This window comes from Arthrobacter zhaoguopingii (assembly GCF_009828595.1).
In the GTDB taxonomy this organism is placed as follows: Bacteria; Actinomycetota; Actinomycetes; order Actinomycetales; family Micrococcaceae; genus Arthrobacter_D; species Arthrobacter_D zhaoguopingii.
This window is the reverse complement of record NZ_WPNY01000036.1, coordinates 1-907: the sequence shown is the minus strand read 5'-3', so window position 1 is coordinate 907 and position 907 is coordinate 1. Positions and strand designations below refer to the sequence as shown.

Here is a 907-nt window from a genome sequence, read left to right as displayed (position 1 = left end):
ACCCCTCCTGGTTGAGCGCCTTTCGAAGTCCTTCCGGGGTGTCCGCCGGGTCGAGGATGTGAGCTTCAGCGTCGGCGCCGGCCGGATCACGGGCCTGCTCGGGCCCAACGGCGCCGGGAAGACCACCACGATCCGGATGCTGCTGGGTTTGATCGCCCCCGATGCCGGGAAGGCGCTGGTGTTCGGGAAGCCGTTCCGCGACCTGTCCGATCCCACCCGGGTCATCGGAGCGGTCCTGGATGCAGGCGGCCTGCACCCCGGTCGCACCGCACGCCAGCACCTGCGGATCGCCGCCGCCCAGGGCCACCACGCGGCGGCCCGGGTGGAGGAGGTCCTCACTATTGTGGGCCTGAGCGCCGACGCCGACCGCCGGATCCGTGATTACTCCCTGGGCATGCGCCAGCGTGTTGCCATCGCCACGGCGATCCTCGGGGACCCGAAGATCCTGGTGCTCGATGAGCCGGCCAACGGCCTGGATCCTGCCGGCATTTACTGGCTCAAGCACTACCTGCGCTCCTTCGCCGACCATGGCGGCAGTGTCCTGCTGTCCTCCCACATCCTCGCCGATGTGGAGCAGATCGCCGATGACATCGTGGCCATCGCCGAGGGGCAGGTCCGCTCAGCGACCACCCTCGCCGAAGCCCTCGCCGCCTCCGAGGGCGACCTCGAGGACTTCTACCTCTCCATGATCAGCTCCTCCGAGATCAGCTCTTTCGAACGGACCCCCCATGCTGCGCGCTGAAACCCTCAAACTCACCACCATCCCTGCAACGAAGATCGCGGCCCTCATCGCGGCCCTTGGCCTGCTGGCCACCCAGCTGACCTCCACCGTCCTGTTCCCTCACCTCATCGACAGCGAAGGCACTGACCCGGAAGTCGCCGGCGAACTGCCAGTCATCGATATGAC

Annotated in this window: 1 protein-coding gene; it reads left to right on the top strand. The window is 67.5% G+C overall.

Annotated features, from left to right (window positions below; genetic code table 11):
• Window positions 1-742 (top strand): ATP-binding cassette domain-containing protein (locus GVV86_RS18410; protein ID WP_246199905.1); only part of this gene is annotated, 742 nt, incomplete at its 5' end.
• Window positions 743-907: the final 165 nt, after the last annotated feature.